The sequence below is a fragment of the Streptomyces sp. cmx-4-9 genome, assembly GCF_046548835.1.
GTDB lineage: Bacteria > Actinomycetota > Actinomycetes > Streptomycetales > Streptomycetaceae > Streptomyces.
This window is the reverse complement of the sequence record NZ_JAEBEE010000009.1, coordinates 305,414-320,944: the sequence shown is the minus strand read 5'-3', so window position 1 is coordinate 320,944 and position 15,531 is coordinate 305,414. Positions and strand designations below refer to the sequence as shown.

Annotated in this window: 16 protein-coding genes; 1 reads left to right on the top strand and 15 read right to left on the bottom strand. The window is 72.0% G+C overall.

What is annotated here, in order from left to right:
* Positions 1-2 precede the first annotated feature (2 nt).
* Positions 3-1,043 carry an aspartate carbamoyltransferase catalytic subunit gene (locus tag ACLJTM_RS28045; protein WP_411106511.1) on the bottom strand — a complete coding sequence of 347 codons (1,041 nt, stop codon included), beginning with the start codon at positions 1,041-1,043 and terminating at the stop codon, positions 3-5.
* Between the two features lie 123 nt (positions 1,044-1,166).
* Entirely contained in the window at positions 1,167-1,736 is a 570-nt protein-coding gene (gene pyrR / locus ACLJTM_RS28040) for a bifunctional pyr operon transcriptional regulator/uracil phosphoribosyltransferase PyrR (RefSeq protein WP_411106510.1), read from the bottom strand.
* Between the two features lie 279 nt (positions 1,737-2,015).
* Here pyrR and bldD point away from each other — a divergent pair, with 279 nt between their 5' ends.
* Complete coding sequence (gene bldD, locus ACLJTM_RS28035; RefSeq protein ID WP_030841550.1) at positions 2,016-2,516, top strand: transcriptional regulator BldD; 501 nt, start codon at positions 2,016-2,018, stop codon at positions 2,514-2,516.
* A gap of 232 nt (positions 2,517-2,748) precedes the next feature.
* On the opposite strand, the gene nusB is transcribed toward bldD, so the two are convergent.
* The 13 genes from nusB to ACLJTM_RS27970 all read right to left on the bottom strand — a co-directional run bounded on the left by nusB (position 2,749) and on the right by ACLJTM_RS27970 (position 15,530).
* Positions 2,749-3,177 (bottom strand): transcription antitermination factor NusB, encoded by a 429-nt coding sequence (nusB, locus tag ACLJTM_RS28030; protein ID WP_411106509.1) that lies wholly within the window; start codon positions 3,175-3,177, stop codon positions 2,749-2,751.
* A gap of 3 nt (positions 3,178-3,180) precedes the next feature.
* The gene (gene efp, locus ACLJTM_RS28025) at positions 3,181-3,750 is read right to left on the bottom strand and encodes an elongation factor P (protein ID WP_411106508.1); all 570 of its coding nucleotides are present in this window, start codon (positions 3,748-3,750) and stop codon (positions 3,181-3,183) included.
* Positions 3,751-3,809: 59 nt separating this feature from the next.
* The gene (locus ACLJTM_RS28020; RefSeq protein ID WP_411106507.1) at positions 3,810-4,916 is read right to left on the bottom strand and encodes a M24 family metallopeptidase; all 1,107 of its coding nucleotides are present in this window, start codon (positions 4,914-4,916) and stop codon (positions 3,810-3,812) included.
* A gap of 82 nt (positions 4,917-4,998) precedes the next feature.
* Positions 4,999-5,751, bottom strand: coding sequence for an AAA family ATPase (locus ACLJTM_RS28015; protein ID WP_411106506.1), 753 nt, complete (start codon positions 5,749-5,751; stop codon positions 4,999-5,001).
* 129 nt (positions 5,752-5,880) lie between these two features.
* Positions 5,881-6,318, bottom strand: coding sequence for a type II 3-dehydroquinate dehydratase (gene aroQ, locus ACLJTM_RS28010; RefSeq protein ID WP_411106505.1), 438 nt, complete (start codon positions 6,316-6,318; stop codon positions 5,881-5,883).
* A complete protein-coding gene (gene aroB / locus ACLJTM_RS28005; RefSeq protein ID WP_411106504.1) occupies positions 6,315-7,433 on the bottom strand; it encodes a 3-dehydroquinate synthase in 1,119 nt (372 codons plus the stop codon). Before aroB ends, aroQ begins: the two co-directional genes overlap by 4 nt.
* Positions 7,430-7,948 carry a shikimate kinase gene (locus ACLJTM_RS28000; RefSeq protein WP_411106503.1) on the bottom strand — a complete coding sequence of 173 codons (519 nt, stop codon included), beginning with the start codon at positions 7,946-7,948 and terminating at the stop codon, positions 7,430-7,432. The genes aroB and ACLJTM_RS28000 overlap by 4 nt, the downstream gene beginning before the upstream one ends.
* On the bottom strand, positions 7,945-9,129 hold the full coding sequence (gene aroC / locus ACLJTM_RS27995) for a chorismate synthase (RefSeq protein WP_411106502.1): 1,185 nt from the start codon (positions 9,127-9,129) through the stop codon (positions 7,945-7,947). The genes ACLJTM_RS28000 and aroC overlap by 4 nt, the downstream gene beginning before the upstream one ends.
* 178 nt (positions 9,130-9,307) lie before the next feature.
* A complete protein-coding gene (locus tag ACLJTM_RS27990) occupies positions 9,308-10,129 on the bottom strand; it encodes a shikimate dehydrogenase (protein WP_411106501.1) in 822 nt (273 codons plus the stop codon).
* 7 nt (positions 10,130-10,136) lie between these two features.
* Positions 10,137-11,888, bottom strand: a complete 1,752-nt coding sequence (gene mltG / locus ACLJTM_RS27985; RefSeq protein WP_411106500.1) for an endolytic transglycosylase MltG — start codon at positions 11,886-11,888, stop codon at positions 10,137-10,139.
* 128 nt (positions 11,889-12,016) lie between these two features.
* A complete protein-coding gene (gene ruvX / locus ACLJTM_RS27980) occupies positions 12,017-12,487 on the bottom strand; it encodes a Holliday junction resolvase RuvX (protein ID WP_411106499.1) in 471 nt (156 codons plus the stop codon).
* 2 nt (positions 12,488-12,489) lie between these two features.
* Positions 12,490-15,159 (bottom strand): alanine--tRNA ligase, encoded by a 2,670-nt coding sequence (gene alaS, locus ACLJTM_RS27975; protein WP_411106498.1) that lies wholly within the window; start codon positions 15,157-15,159, stop codon positions 12,490-12,492.
* Positions 15,159-15,530: a DUF6167 family protein gene (locus ACLJTM_RS27970; RefSeq protein WP_411106497.1), complete on the bottom strand. Its 372-nt coding sequence runs from the start codon at positions 15,528-15,530 to the stop codon at positions 15,159-15,161. Before ACLJTM_RS27970 ends, alaS begins: the two co-directional genes overlap by 1 nt.
* Between the last annotated feature and the right edge of the window lies 1 nt (position 15,531).

Genomic DNA, 15,531 nt, shown 5'->3' with positions numbered 1-15,531 from the left:
GGTTACTTGCTCTCCTCGGTACCGGGGGCGGGGCGACGCGCGGCGTCTCCCTCGGGGGCGGTGGCGGGCGACGGGCGGGCGGGGGTGGTGGTGACGGCGGGCTCGGAGCCGCCGAGCAGCAGGTACAGGACGGCCATCCGGGTGGAGACGCCGTTGGCCACCTGCTCGACGGCCGTGCAGCGGTCGGAGTCGGCGACCGCGGCGGTGATCTCCATGCCGCGGTTCATCGGGCCGGGGTGCATCACGATGGCGTGCGCGGGCATCTTGGCCATGCGGTCGCCGTCGAGCCCGTACCGGCGGGAGTATTCGCGCTCGGTGGGGAAGAAGGCGGCGTTCATGCGTTCGCGCTGCACACGCAGCATCATGACCGCGTCGGACTTCGGCAGCACCTCGTCGAGGTTGTACGAGACCTCGCAGGGCCAGCTCTCCACGCCGATCGGGACCAGCGTGGGCGGGGCCACCACGGTGACCTGGGCGCCGAGGGTGTGCAGCAGCTGCACGTTGGAGCGGGCCACCCGGCTGTGCAGGACGTCCCCGACGATGGTGATCCGGCGGCCGTCCAGGTCCTTGCCGAGCCCGGCGTCCCGGCCGACCAGGCGGCGGCGCATGGTGAAGGCGTCCAGCAGGGCCTGGGTGGGGTGCTCGTGGGTGCCGTCGCCCGCGTTGACCACGGCGGAGTCGATCCAGCCGGAGGTCGCGAGCCGGTAGGGGGCGCCGGAGGCGTGGTGGCGGATGACGACGGCGTCCGCGCCCATCGCCTCCAGGGTCAGCGCCGTGTCCTTGAGCGATTCGCCCTTGGAAACGGAGGAACCCTTCGCGGAGAAGTTGATGACGTCGGCGGAGAGCCGCTTGGCGGCCGCCTCGAAGGAGATCCGGGTCCGCGTCGAGTCCTCGAAGAAGAGGTTGACGACGGTGAGGCCGCGCAGGGTGGGCAGCTTCTTGATCGGCCGGTCCGCGACGCGGGCCATCTCCTCGGCGGTGTCGAGGATCAGGACGGCGTCGTCGCGCGTGAGATCGGCGGCCGAGATGAGGTGGCGCTTCATCTGGAGGGCTCCGTAGGTCGGAAGGGCGGCCGGGCGGACGGGCCGGCCGGCGGGAGTCGGGCGGGACGGGGCAGGGCACGGCGCGGCGCGGGACCCCGCGGGGGCCCCTCACGCGGACGGGTGCTACTGCCCTGCTGCCCGGGGGGTCTGCTGCCCGAGCAGCACGGCGTCACGGCCGTCCTCCTCCTGGAGCTGGACCTTGACGGTCTCCCGCAGCGACGTGGGGAGGTTCTTGCCGACGTAGTCGGCGCGGATCGGCAGTTCGCGGTGGCCGCGGTCGACCAGGACGGCGAGCTGCACGGCGCGGGGGCGGCCGAGGTCGCCGAGCGCGTCGAGGGCGGCGCGGATGGTGCGCCCGGAGAAGAGCACGTCGTCGACGAGGACGACCAGGCAGCCGTCGAGGTCGTCACCGGGGATCTCGGTGCGGCCGATGGCGCGAGCCGGCTTCATCCGCAGGTCGTCGCGGTACATGGTGATGTCGAGGGAGCCCACGGGGATCTTCGAACCCGTGATCTCTTCGAGTTTGGCGCCCAGCCGGCGGGCGAGGTGGACGCCGCGGGTGGGAATGCCGAGGAGCACCACGTCGTCGGCGCCCTTGGCGCGTTCGACGATCTCGTGGGCGATGCGGGTCAGGACCCGCGCGATGTCCTGCGCCTCGAGGACGGGGCGCGCATCGCTCTGCTGAGCGTCCATGGGAAGGACCTCCTTCTCCGCCTCACGGGACGGACCTTAAAGGACGTCGGAATGTACGCGTCCCACCGTAGCAGGGCCTTCCCGGCAGCTCGCACCGGGGGCCGCGCCCGGCCCCCGTACCACCCCTCGGAAACGATCGACAGGGACCATTCGGCTTGACGCATCCAAGTAACGCTGCGTAACCTCACAGTGAGTTACCAGCCGCGCGGCGGAGCCGCACGTGGTCAAGGCCGTCACAGCGTCCATGTCCGTCACAGCGTCACAGCGTCCGGGAGCGTTATGTCCAGCGAATACGCCAAACAGCTCGGGGCCAAGCTCCGCGCCATCCGCACCCAGCAGGGCCTTTCCCTCCACGGTGTCGAGGAGAAGTCCCAGGGCCGTTGGAAGGCCGTGGTGGTCGGTTCGTACGAGCGCGGGGACCGCGCCGTGACCGTCCAGCGCCTTGCCGAGCTGGCGGACTTCTACGGGGTGCCGGTGCAGGAGCTGCTGCCGGGCACGACCCCGGGCGGGGCCGCCGAGCCGCCGCCGAAGCTCCGTCTGGACCTGGAGCGCCTCGCGGGCGTCCCCGCGGAGAAGGCCGGTCCGCTCCAGCGGTACGCGGCGACGATCCAGAGCCAGCGCGGCGACTACAACGGCAAGGTGCTGTCGATCCGCCAGGACGACCTGCGCACCCTGGCCGTCATCTACGACCAGTCGCCCTCGGTCCTGACCGAGCAGCTCATCAGCTGGGGCGTGCTGGACGCGGACGCCCGCCGCGCCGTGGCCCACGAGGACGCCTGAGTCCCGGGCCCCAGGCCAGCAGAAACGTTTACCGGTGGCGCCGGTCCCGCAGGGGGCCGGCGCCACCGGCATGTCCGGGGCGCCGCGCAGGACGGGCGGACGCTCGGGCCGGGGACACACCGACCCGTCGGCGCCCGGGACGGGCGGCCGTCACGGACGCCGGGGAGACGACGAAGGGCGGAGGGCCAGCAGGTGTGCTGCGGGCCCTCCGCCCTGCCGGACCGGCCGCGTACTACTCGCGGCGCAGGTTCGGCTTCAACTCCTTGAAGCGGCTCAGCAGCCCGTTCACGAACGAAGGGGAGTCGTCCGTGGAGAACTCCTTGGCCAGCTGGACGGCCTCGTCGATGGCCACGGCGTCCGGGGTGTCGTCCACCCAGATCAGCTCGTAGGCACCGAGCCGCAGGATGTTGCGGTCCACGACCGGCATGCGGTCGAGTTCCCAGTCCACGGCGTAGGTGACGATCAGGTCGTCGATGCGGTTCACCTTGTCGGCGTAACCCTCGACGAGATCCATCGTGAAGGCGCTGACCGGCGGCTGCCGGTCGTCCGACCGCGCATGGCGGATCCAGTCCGCGAGGACCTCGCGGACGGGCACACCGCGCTGGTCTGCCTCGAAGAGGATCTGGAAGGCGCGCTTGCGCGCATTGCTCCGAGCGGCCACGGGTTAGTTGCCGCTCTTCCGGCCGAGGTAGTCGCTGGTGCGGGTGTCGACCTTGACCGTCTCGCCGATGGTGATGAAGAGCGGGACCTGGATCTCGTAGCCGGTCTCCAGCGTGGCGGGCTTGGTGCCGCCGGTGGAGCGGTCACCCTGGACGCCCGGGTCGGTGTGCTGGATCTTGAGCTCGACCGCGGCCGGGAGCTCGACGTAGAGCACCTCGCCCTCGTGCTGGGCGACGGAGGCGGTGAAGCCCTCAATCAGGAAGTTGGCGGCGTTGCCGACGGCCTTGCGGTCGACCATCAGCTGGTCGTAGGTGTCCATGTCCATGAAGACGAAGTAGTCGCCGTCCATGTACGAGAACTGCATGTCGCGGCGGTCGATCGTGGCCGTGTCAACCTTCGTGCCGGCGTTGAACGTCTTGTCGACGACCTTGCCGGAGAGCACGTGCTTGAGCTTGGTGCGCACGAAGGCCGGGCCCTTGCCGGGCTTGACGTGCTGGAACTCGACGACGGACCAGAGCTGGCCCCCGTCGAGCTTCAGCACCATGCCGTTCTTGAGGTCGTTCGTGGAAGCCACGGTTGCGGAATCTCCTGCACTGGAAGACCACGGGTGCGCGCCCAGTCCGGCACTGCGGACTAGAGCGCGAGCAGCTCCTTGGTCGTAATGGTGAGTAGCTCGGGACCGCCGTCCGCCTCGGGGCGCACGACGAGCGTGTCATCGATCCGGACACCTCCCCGGCCCGGGAGGTGAACCCCCGGTTCGACGGTGACCGGCACGCAAGCGTCCAGTTTACCCATGGCCGCAGGTGCAAGCTGCGGGTCCTCGTCGATTTCAAGACCGACCCCGTGCCCCATGGAGGCCGCAAGGGCTTCTCCGTGGCCTGCCGAGTCCAGCACGGAGCGGGCGGCGCGGTCCACGTCCCGGTACGCGGCCCCGGGCAGCAGCGCCTCGCGGCCGGCCCGCTGGGCGGCGAAGACCAGTTCGTACAGCTCGATCTGCCAGTCCGCCGGGGTGGTGCCGATGACGAAGGTCCGGCCGATCTCGCACCGGTAGCCCCGGTAGTTGGCGCCCAGGCACACCGACAGGAAGTCGCCCTCCTCCACCCGGCGGTCGGAGGGCCGGTGCCGGGAGCGGCCCGAGTGGGGGCCGGTGCCGACGGAGGTGGGGAAGGCGGGGCCGTCCGCCCCGTGGTCGACGAGCCGCCGCTCCAGCTCCAGGGCCAGGTGGCGTTCGGTGCGCCCCACCAGGATCGACTCCAGCAGCTCGCCGAGGGCCTGGTCGGCGATCTCCGCGGCGATCCGCAGGCAGGCGATCTCCTCCTCGTCCTTGACGAGGCGCTGCTGCTCCACGGCGAAACCGAGGTCGGCCAGGCGCAGCGCAGGTGCCACCGAGCACAGCGCCCGGTGCCGGGCCACGGTGAGGTGGTGCTCCTCCACGGCCAGCGAGTCGGCCCGTACGGAGGCTGCCAGGTCGGCGGCCGCGACCGCCGGGTCCCCGCCGGTCCCGGACAGCACCGAGACCCCGAGTCCCTCGTCCAGGCGCCCCTCGTCGGCCTCCCCGGTCGGCGGGGCGTGGCAGAAGAGCAGGTCCTCGGCCGGGCCCACGAACAGGACGGCGCCCAGCGGCGACGCCCCCGACAGGTAGCGGACGTTCGCCGGACGCGTGATCAGCGCGGCGGCGCTCCCCGCGGCGGCGCAGCGGTCGCGGAGCAGGCCACGGCGGGCGGCGTACACGTCAGACATGTCTTCGAGCGTACGAGCGCCCCGCGCATCCGGCCTGACGAGCGCGTCCGGACGGGGCCGGGCCGCGGCCGCCGTCCCGCGCTCACCAGGCGGCGGGAGCCGCGATGGCGCGGGCCAGGGCCTCGTCCAGGGCCCGTGCGGTGGCCTCCACGTCGAGCTGGGAGTTGTCGATGATCGGCAGGCCGGAGCCGTACCAGCCGGCCATCCTGCCGTGGATGCGCGCGACTTCCTCGTCGGAGAGCCGGCGGTTGCCCGAGCGGGCGGCGTTGCGCTCCAGGACGATCTCCAGGCCGGGCAGCAGGACGACCGGCAGCAGCGCTGGCCCCACGTGGCGCTTCCAGCCGCCGAGCCCCACGACCGGCCGGTCGGGGAAGACGGCGTCGTCCAGGATGCAGGAGATCCCGTTGGCCAGGTAGTTGCGGGCGGCGAAGCCGCAGGTGCGGCGGGCCAGCCGGTACTGGGCCTCGGAGTGCTCGTTCCAGCCGGACTGGGGGTCGGCGAAACCCGAGCAGACCCACTCGCGGACGTCGTCCAGGCTGACGTGGGCGGTCGGCACGGGCCGGGTGCTCGCCCAGTGCCGGGCCACGGTGGTCTTGCCGGCGCCCGCCGGGCCGATCAGCAGGACGGCGAGGGTGGCCCCGCCCGTCCCCGCCGCCGCGGGCGGGAGCGGAATGTGCCCGGTGGCCTCCCCCGCGGCCGGGGACGCGGGCGGGGGCAGCGCCGGCGGGGAGCCCGGCCAGCCCTGCGCCGGGGGTATCGGCGGCTGCGGGGGCGCGGCCGGGTGCTGCCCCGACTGTCCCCAGCCTGCGTCCCCGCCCCCCACTCCTTGCTGCATCCGCTGCCACTCCGTCTCGTTCCGGCGACTGATGCGAGAACGTTATATGACCCGGAGCGTCCCTCCGTCCACCGGTACCGCCTGCCGGAGCCCGACTGCCGGGGCCGCCGCGCCCCGGCAAGCGGAACGTCAGCCGAGCTCGTCCGCCAGGGCCCGCAGGGCGAGCCGGTAGGAGCCGATGCCGAAGCCCGCCACCGTCCCGGTCGCCACCGCGGCGACGACCGAGGTGTGCCGGAACTCCTCGCGGGCGTACGGGTTCGAGATGTGCACCTCGATCAGCGGCGCGGTGCGCTGCGCGGCCGCGTCCCGCATCCCGTACGAGTAGTGCGTGAAGGCACCGGGGTTGATCACCACGGGGATCCTCCCGTCCGCCGCCTCGTGCAGCCAGCGGATGAGCTCGCCCTCGTCGTTGGTCTCGCGGACCTCGACGTCGAAGCCGAGCTCCTCGCCCACCGCGCGGCAGCTCTCGACGAGCCCGGTGTAGGAGGTGGCCCCGTACACGTCGGGCTCGCGCGAGCCGAGCCGGCCCAGGTTCGGACCGTTCAGCACCAGGACCCGGCGGCTCACGCCGACACCTCGCCGTAGGCGGCCACCAGGTGCGCCGGGTCGGGGCCCTCCAGGACGGTGGGCTTGGCGAGGCCGTCCAGGACGATGAAGCGCAGCAGGTTGCCGCGGGACTTCTTGTCCAGCTGCATGGTCTGCAGGAGCTTGGGCCACTGGTCGCCGCGGTAGGTCAGCGGCAGGCCGACGGCGGCGAGGACCTCGCGGTGGCGGTCGGCCGTCGCGTCGTCGAGCCGGCCGGCCAGCCGGCCCAGCTCCGCCGCGAAGACCATGCCGACGGACACGGCCGCGCCGTGCCGCCACTTGTAGCGCTCGTTCTTCTCGATGGCGTGCGCGAGGGTGTGGCCGTAGTTGAGGATCTCGCGCAGCCCCGACTCCTTGAGGTCGCTGGAGACCACGTCGGCCTTGACCCGGATGGAGCGGACGATCAGCTCGGCCGTGTGCGGGCCCGCGGGCGTACGGGCCGCCTGCGGGTCCTCCTCGATCAGGTCGAGGATGACCGGGTCGGCGATGAACCCGGCCTTGATGATCTCGGCCAGGCCGCTGACGTAGTCGTGGACCGGCAGCGAGTCGAGGGCCGCCAGGTCGCACAGCACGCCGGCCGGCGGGTGGAAGGCCCCGACGAGGTTCTTGCCCTCTGCGGTGTTGATGCCGGTCTTGCCGCCGACGGCCGCGTCCACCATCGCGAGGACGGTGGTCGGGACGGCCACCCAGCGCACACCGCGCAGCCAGGCGGCCGCGACGAAGCCGGCGAGGTCGGTGGTGGCTCCTCCCCCGACGCCGACGATCACGTCGGTACGGGTGAAGCCGGACTGGCCGAGCGCCTTCCAGCAGTACGCCGCGACCTCGATGGTCTTGGCCTCCTCGGCGTTCGGCACCTGGATGGCGACCGCCTCGAAGCCCTGCCCGGCCAGGTCGTCGCGCAGCGCCTCACCGGTCGAGGCCAGCGCCTCGGGGTGGATGACGGCGACCCGCTGGGCCTTCGTCCCGATCAGGGTGCCGAGTTCGCCGAGCAGCTGCCGGCCGACCAGCACGTCGTACGCGTCGTGTCCGGCTCCCCCAGCTACCGCTGGGAGGGGCCCCCCGGCGCCGACCTGGATCCGCGTCACCTGGTCTGTCATACGTCCTTCAACTCCAGAGCGTCGAGGACCGCCTGGGCGACCTCTTCGGGGGTGCGGTCGTCGGTGGCCACCACGACTCGCGCAACGTCGGTGTACAGCGGCCGCCGGGCCTCCATCAGCTCGCGCCACTGCCGGCGCGGGTTGACGGCCAGCAGCGGGCGCGCGGCGCCGAGGCCCACGCGCCGGACGGCTTCCTCCACGTCCATCGAGAGGTAGACCACGGGGAGGCCGGCGAGCAGCGTACGGGTGCCCTCGTCGAGCACCGCGCCGCCGCCGAGGGCGAGGACTCCGGTGTGCCCGGCGAGGGCGGCGGCCACCGCCTGGCGTTCGAGCGCACGGAAGTACGGCTCGCCCTCGTCGACGAAGATGTCGGAGATCTCCCGGCCCTGGGCCGCGACGATGTCGGCGTCGGTGTCCCGGTAGGGGACGCCGAGCCGTTCGGCGAGCAGTGATCCCACCGTGGACTTGCCGGACCCCATGGGGCCGACGAGGACGACCAGCGGTCCGCCGGTCACCGGATCTGCAGGTGTTCGAGGTAGGACTGCACGTTGCGGCGGGTCTCGGCGACCGAGTCGCCGCCGAACTTCTCGACGACCGCGTCGGCCAGCACCAGCGCGACCATGGCCTCGGCCACGATGCCCGCGGCGGGCACGGCGCACACGTCGGAGCGCTGGTGGTGGGCCACCGTCGCCTCTCCGGTCGCCACGTCCACGGTGGCCAGGGCGCGCGGCACGGTCGCGATGGGCTTCATGGCAGCCCGGACGCGCAGCAGTTCACCGGTGGTCAGACCGCCCTCGGTGCCGCCGGAGCGGCCGGAGGTGCGGCGCAGGCCGTCCTCGGTGGAGACGATCTCGTCATGCGCCTGGGAGCCGGGCACCCGGGCCAGGTCGAAGCCGTCGCCGACCTCGACGCCCTTGATCGCCTGGATGCCCATGAGCGCGGCCGCGAGGCGGGCGTCCAGGCGGCGGTCCCAGTGCACGTGGGAGCCGAGGCCGACGGGCACCCCGTAGGCGAGCACCTCGACGACGCCGCCGAGGGTGTCGCCGTCCTTGTGGGCCTGGTCGATCTCCGCGACCATCGCCTTCGACGCGTCGGCGTCGAGGCAGCGCACCGGGTCGGCGTCGAGCTTCTCGACGTCGGCGGGGGTCGGGTAGACGCCGTACGGGGCCTTGGCCGCGGCCAGCTCCACCACGTGCGAGACGATCTCGATGCCGGCGGTCTCCTTGATGAAGGACCGGGCGACGGCGCCGAGGGCGACCCGGGCGGCCGTCTCACGGGCGCTGGCGCGCTCCAGGATCGGGCGGGCCTCCGAGAAGCCGTACTTCTGCATGCCCGCGAGGTCGGCGTGGCCGGGGCGCGGACGGGTCAGCGGCGCGTTGCGCCCGGTGTCCTTCAGCAGCGCGGGGTCGACCGGGTCGGCCGACATGACGGTCTCCCACTTCGGCCACTCGGTGTTGCCGATCATGACGGCGATCGGCGAGCCCTGCGAGAGGCCGTGGCGGACGCCGCCGAGGAAGGTGATCTCGTCCTGCTCGAACTTCATCCGGGCACCGCGGCCGTAGCCGAGCCGGCGCCGGGCCAAGTGGTCGGCCACCAGCTCGGTGGTGACCGGGACGCCGGCGGGAAGGCCCTCCAGCGTCGCCACCAGCGCCGGTCCGTGGGACTCCCCGGCCGTCAGCCAACGCAACCTGCTCAACGATGCTCCTCATGCTCGCGCCTGACAAGGCCACGGCGCGACCGGGTGCGCGTCCCGACCCGCCGTACCCGATCCTCCCATGTCCGCGCGGGTACCCCGGGCCGCGGTCCAGCTGTCGGACGCCTTGTCCGGCAGGCGGAGGCGAACCCGGACCCGGTGAACCTTTCCGGTCACCGCACTAGCGGGCGGCGAGGGCCCGTTCTCCCGCGGCCCGCATGGCCGCGAGGGGACCGGGCCGGCCCGTCATCTGCCCGACCTGGAGGACCGCCTGGTGGACCAGGAGGTCCAGGCCCCCGACGACCGTGCCGCCGCGTGCGGACCAGGCCGCCGCGAGGGCGGTCGGCCAGGGGTCGTAGAGCACGTCGAAGAGGGTCCCTGCCGCTTCGGGCACGGCCGGGGCGAGGGCGTCGGTGGCGCCGGCGGGGGTGGTGGCGATCACCAGCGGCGCGGCCAGCGCCTCGGCGGCCCGCGCCCAGTCGACCGTCTTGACCTGCACGCCGAGCCGCTCGCCCCACTGCTTCATCTCGTCCGCCCGGCCGCGCGAGCGGACGTACGCGGTCACCTCGCCGGAGCAGATCCGCGCGAGGGCGGCCAGCGCGGAGGAGGCGGTGGCGCCCGCGCCGAGGACGGCGGCGGAGGGCACCTTGCCGATGCCGCGCTCCTGGAGCGCGGCGAGGATGCCGGGGATGTCGGTGTTGTCGCCGAGGCGGCGGCCGTCCTGTGTGAAGACGACCGTGTTGACCGCCTCCACCGCGGCGGCGGTGTCGCTGACAGCGTCGAGCAGCGGGATCACCGCCCGCTTGAGCGGCATGGTCAGCGACAGTCCGGCCCAGTCCCGGCCGAGGCCGGCGACGAAGTCCGGGAGCCCGGCCTCGTCGACCTCGAACCGGTCGTAGGACCAGTCGTCGAGGCCGAGCTCCTGGTAGGCGGCGCGATGCAGCACCGGTGAGAGGGAGTGCTCGATGGGCGAACCCAGCACCGCGGCCCTTATCCGTGACATGTCGTGCCTATCCGCCGTTCTTCTGCTTCTGGCGCTCCAGGAACTCGTCGGCGAGCTTCTGGTGCTCCTCGTAGGTCTTGGTGAAGGTCGTCGTCTTCCCGTCGACCGACACGAAGAACATCCAGCCGCCGCCGTCGGGGGCGAGCGCCGCGGTGATGGCCTCGTCGCCGGGGTTCCCGATCGGACCGGGCGGCAGCCCCTTGACGAAGTGGGTGTTGTAGGGGTTGTCGAGCGCCCTCGCCTCCTTGAGGGAGAAGTTGATCTCGCTCGACTTCTTGATGTAGTTGTACGTCGAGTCGAACTCGAGCTTCTGGTTCGTGACGTCGTTGGTCTTCTTGAGGCGGTTGTAGACCACCTCGGACATCTTCCGGAAGTCCTCGTGGTGCTTGCCCTCGGCGTTGACGAGGCTGGCGACCGTGATCACCTGGAGCGGGTTCTCCAGTCCCAGCTCCTTGGCCTTGCCCTCGACCCCGAGCTCGCCGTACTTGTCCGTCGCGTTCTTGACCATCTGCTTGAGCAGCGACTCGGGGGTGCTGTCCTGGCTGACGTCGTAGCGCGCCGGGAACAGGAACCCTTCGAGCGGGTCCATGATCTTCGGGTTGTTCCCCGCCCAGGCCGGCAGGCCGAGGTTCTTGGCCTCGCGCTTGGCGATCTCCTCGGTGGTCCCCTCGGACTTGCCGAGCCGGGTGTCGATCAGCTTGTAGACGTCGACGTTCCGCTTGCCCTCGGGGATCGTGATCACGTTGAGCTTCGTGGGGTCGGTCATGAAGGTGACGGCGGCCGCGGCCGACATCTTCTTCCTGAGCGGGTACACGCCCGGCTGGATCGACTTCCCCTTGGGGTTGGCGCCGGCGGCGGCGGTGAACGCCTCCACGCTCGCGACGATGCCCTTCTCCTTGAGGATGTTGCCCATCCTCGTCAGGGAGGAGTTCGGGGGGATCTCCACGTCGACCGGCTCGCCGGTGCCCTCGCCGGCGTAGTCCTCCGCCGTGGCGAACCTGGCCTTCAGGTAGCTGTAGCCGTAGTAGCCGCCACCGCCGACCACGCCCACCAGGGCGAGCGCGACGATCAGGCAGGCGGCGCGGCTGCGCTCCTTGCGGCCCTTGCCCGAGCGGCCGGTCCGGCGGCCGCCCGAGTCGTCACCGCCGCCGGGCAGCAACGACTCCTCGGCATCCGCCTCGCGGGTGTCCGTCCCGGCCCCGCCGTCCTGCCACTCCTCGGCCGGATCGGGCTCCAGGTGACGCAGGCCCGGCGGGGTGGGCGGCGGGTAGGCCTCGGCCGTGGTGTACAGGTCGGGGGCCTCGCCGGGGAAGGCACCGGCGGGGGGCTGGGCGTAGGGGTCGGCTGCCGCGTAGGGGTCGACCTGCACGGCGGCCGCCACGTACTGGCCCTGACCGGTGTCCCAGGACTGCTGGTCGTACGCCGGCTGCGGGGCCTGCGGAACCTGCTGGGCCTGCTGGGCCTGCTGGGCGTAGCCCTGCTGCTCGGCGTACTGCTGGTACTGCTGCTGCTCGGTGTACTGCGGCTGCGGCTGCTGCGGGTACTGCTGCTCGGTGTACTGCTGCTGCGCCTGCTGCGGGTACGGAGCGGGGTACTGCTGCTGGTACTGCGGCTCCTGTGGGTAGGCCTGCTGCTGCGGGTCACCGCCGTGGGGCGGCTGGCCCTGCTGGGTCTGGTGCGCGGTCCACCCCTGGTCCCCGTACAGGGGGTCCTCGGGGTGCCACGGTTCGGAGCCACGGCCCCGGCCATACTCAGTCATCGGTCCCCTAGAGCCGCGAGACGGAGGCCACGGATTGCGTCTCCCGTGGCACCCGGTTCCGCCTCTTCAGTGGTGGGCGACGGCTGTTCGAATGCCGTCTCATCGCGCGGAACGTTACCGTATCGCGATCAGACAACCACTTCGACGCACTCGCCAGGCGGATTACCTGATACCCGTTCGGTCTCAAGAGCGTTCTGCAGGATCACCACCGCGGCCGCCTGATCGATGACCGAACGGCCCTTCTTGGCGTTCTTCCCGGAGGCCCGCAGCCCCTGGGCGGCGGTGACCGTGGTCATCCGCTCGTCCACCAGCCGGACCCCCACGGGCTTGATGCCCTTGGCGAGCTCCATGGCGAAGGCCCGGCACTTGGCCGCGGCCGGGCCCTCCCGCCCGCTGAGCGAGCGGGGAAGGCCGACCACGACTTCGAGCGGCTCGTACTCCGCGACGAGCTGCCGCAGCCGCCGGTGGGCGGCCGGGACGTCCCGTCCCGGCACGGTTTCGACCGGTGTGGCCAACACCCCGTCGGGGTCGCAGGAGGCGACCCCGATCCGGGCGTCGCCGACGTCGATCGCGAGACGGCGGCCGCGGCGCAGCGTCATGCTCAGGCCGTCTCTACGACGAGGCGCTCGACGGCGGCGATGGCCTCCGGCACGGCGTCGGGGTTCTGGCCGCCGCCCTGGGCCACGTCCGGCTTGCCGCCGCCTCCGCCGCCGAGGGTCTTGGCGGCGGTACGGACCAGGTCGCCGGCCTTGAGGCCGCGTGCGCGGGCCGCCTCGTTGGTGGCGACCACGGTGAGCGGGCGGCCTGCGGCGACGGTGAACAGGGCCACGACGACCGGGCGGTCGCCCTGGATGCGTCCGCGGACGTCCAGGACCAGCTTGCGCAGGTCGTCGGCGCCGGTGCCGTCCGGCACCCGGCCGACGACGAGGGCGACGCCGCGGACGTCCTGGGCGTTCTCGGCGAGGCCGGCGGCGGCCCGCAGGACCTTCTCCGCGCGGAACTTCTCGATTTCCTTCTCGGCGTCCTTCAGCTTGCCGAGCATGGCGGCGATCTTCTCCGGCAGTTCCTCCGGGCGGCCCTTGACCAGCTCCTGGAGCTGGGCGACGACCGTGTGCTCCTTGGCGAGGAAGTTGTACGCGTCCACGCCCACCAGGGCCTCGACGCGGCGCACGCCGGAGCCGATGGAGGACTCGCCGAGCAGCTTCACCAGGCCGAGCTGGGCGGTGTTGCCCACGTGGGTTCCGCCGCACAGCTCCTTGGAGAAGTCGCCGATGGTGACGACGCGCACGCGCTCGCCGTACTTCTCGCCGAACTCGGCGATGGCGCCCTGCTTCTTCGCCTCGTCGATGCTCATGATCTCGGCGGTGACGTCGAGCTCGCGGGAGAGCACGTCGTTGATCTTCTGCTCCACGTCGGTGAGGACCGTGCCGGGGACGGCGTTCGGCGAACCGAAGTCGAAGCGGAAGCGGCCCGGGGAGTTCTCCGAGCCGGCCTGGGCGGCGGTCGGGCCCAGCGCGTCACGCAGCGCCTGGTGCGTCAGGTGCGTGGCCGAGTGGGCGCGGGCGATGGCCCGGCGGCGCCGGACGTCGATGGCGGCGTAGGCGGAGGCGCCCACCGTCACCTCGCCGACCTGGACGGATCCCTTGTGCACGGAGACGCCCGGGACCGGCTGCTGGACGTCGCGGACCTCGATCACGGCGCCGGAGTCGAGCCTGATGCGGCCCTGGTCGGCGAGCTGCCCGCCGCCCTCGGCGTAGAAGGGGGTGCGGTCGAGGACGACCTCGACCTCGTCGCCCTCGGAGGCGGCGGGCGCGGACACGCCGTTGACAAGCAGGCCGACGATGGTGGACTCGCCCTGGTTGGTGGCGTACCCGGTGAACTCGGTGGCTCCGGAGCCGTCGGCGATCTCCCGGTAGGCGGACATGTCCGCGTGGCCGGTCTTCTTGGCCTTGGCGTCGGCCTTGGCCCGGTCGCGCTGCTCCTGCATCAGGCGGCGGAAGCCGGACTCGTCCACGGAGAGGCCCTGTTCGGCGGCCATCTCCAGGGTGAGGTCGATCGGGAAGCCCCAGGTGTCGTGGAGCAGGAACGCCTTGTCGCCGGAGAGGACGGTGCCGCCCGCGGCCTTGGTGTCCGTCACGGCGGCGTCGAGGATGTTCGTGCCGCCCTTGACGGCCTTGAGGAACGCGGCCTCCTCGGCGAGGGCGACGGTCTCGATGCGCCCCCGGTCGGTGACGAGCTCGGGGTACTGCAGGCCCATGGTGTCGATGACGACGCCGATGAGGTCCTGCACGACGGGGCCGGTGGCGCCCATCAGGCGCATGTTGCGGATGGCGCGGCGCATGATGCGGCGCAGCACGTAGCCGCGTCCCTCGTTGCCGGGGGTGACACCGTCGCCGATGAGCATGGCGGAGGTGCGGATGTGGTCGGCGACCACGCGCAGCGAGACGTCGGTGCCCTGGGCGGCGCCGTACTGCACGCCCGTCAGCTCGGTGGCCTTGTCCATGACCACGCGCAGGGTGTCGGTCTCGTACATGTTCTGCACGCCCTGCAGGATCATCGCGAGGCGTTCGAGACCCAGACCCGTGTCGATGTTCTTCGACGGCAGGTCGCCGAGGATCGGGAAGTCCTCCTTCCCGTCGCCGGCGCCGCGCTCGTACTGCATGAAGACCAGGTTCCAGATCTCCACGTAGCGCTCGTCGTTGACCGCCGGGCCGCCCTCGGCGCCGAACTCGGGTCCGCGGTCGTAGTTGATCTCCGAGCACGGGCCGCAGGGGCCGGGGACGCCCATCGACCAGAAGTTGTCCTTCTTGCCCAGGCGCTGGATGCGCTCGGCGGGGACGCCGATCTTGTCGCGCCAGATGGCCTCGGCCTCGTCGTCGTCGAGGTAGACCGTGATCCAGAGCTTCTCGGGCTCCAGGCCGTAGCCGCCGTCCGCCACGGAGCTGGTCAGCAGCTCCCAGGCGTAGCGGATGGCGCCTTCCTTGAAGTAGTCGCCGAAGGAGAAGTTGCCGCACATCTGGAAGAACGTGCCGTGGCGGGTGGTCTTGCCGACCTCTTCGATGTCCGGCGTGCGTACGCACTTCTGGACGCTCGTCAGCGTCGGCGCCGGCGGCTTGACCTCGCCCAGGAAGTAGGGCTTGAAGGGCACCATGCCGGCGGGCACCAGCAGCAGAGTCGGGTCGTCCGCGATGAGCGACGCCGAAGGGACAACGGCGTGACCGCGCTCCTCGAAGAAGCTCAGCCAGCGGCGGCGGATTTCAGCCGACTCCATCAGTGGTCCTCATTCCGGTTGTACGAAAACTTCGTTCGGTGGGTGGTCTTGTCGTGCGCGTCCGGTGCGTCGTACGCGAGGGCCCGCAGGCGCCGGGGGCCGTCGAGGGCGCCTGCGCCGTCGGCCGGGACCGCCTGGTCGGGGTGCTGGGCCAGGCCCAGCGCGTCGTTCAGTTCGTCCTCGCGCTGCGTCATCCCCGCCTTGACGTCGAGGGCGAAGTCCTTGAGGCGGTGACCCGCTTCCACAGCCTTGTCGGCGGCCTGGGCGGCGAGGCTTTCCGGCGTCAGCTTCTTCAGCTGCCGGTTGACCTTGGTGGTGGCCCACACGCCGGCGGCGGCGCCTGCGGTGAACCAGAAGGCTCGGCGGAACATC